The following is a 595-nucleotide window of genomic DNA, read 5'->3' on the forward strand; positions in this document are numbered from 1 at the left end:
ACACAGTCAAGCCAGCTTCTGGCTTTGCCCTTGACGGCGGATTTCTGACCCGCCTAAGCCGACCTTTGGGCCCTCTTGATATTTTTTCAAGAGGCTGCCGCCCCAGCGAAACTGCCCACCTGCCGCGGTCCTGCCTAAGCAGTTAGAAGTACAGTCGCGAGAGGGTGGTGTTACATTGGCGCCTCCACTTGGCCTGGCGACCAAGCTTCGAAAGCTCCCACCTACACTCTACACCCGCAGCCACGCTCCAACGACAGACTGCAGTAAAGCTCCACGGGGTCTTCGCTTCCCTTCGGAAGTCCCTGGCATGTGCGCCAGCTAGTAGGTTCACCGGGACCCAGACTGGGACAGCGGGGGGCTCGTTGATCCATTCATGCGAGCCGCCAATTAAGCGGCAAGGCATTTCGCTACCTTAAGAGGGTTATAGTTACCCCCGCCGTTTAGAGGTGCTTCGCTGGGTTGGACCCCAGCTTCACATACCCCCACTGGGCAGGATTCACTAACCATACACACCCTTTCGGGCTCGCGGTTAGCTAGGTTTTTATTAAACAGTCGGCCCCCCCTTGTCACTGCGACCTGCCATCTTCACGACAGG

Annotated in this window: 1 rRNA gene; it reads right to left on the minus strand. The window is 57.8% G+C overall.

The annotated features are described in order from the left end of the window. Nucleotides 1-595, minus strand: a 23S ribosomal RNA gene (locus LN415_09930); the annotation flags it as partial.

This window comes from Candidatus Thermoplasmatota archaeon (assembly GCA_022848865.1).
GTDB lineage: Archaea > Thermoplasmatota > Thermoplasmata > RBG-16-68-12 > JAGMCJ01 > JAGMCJ01.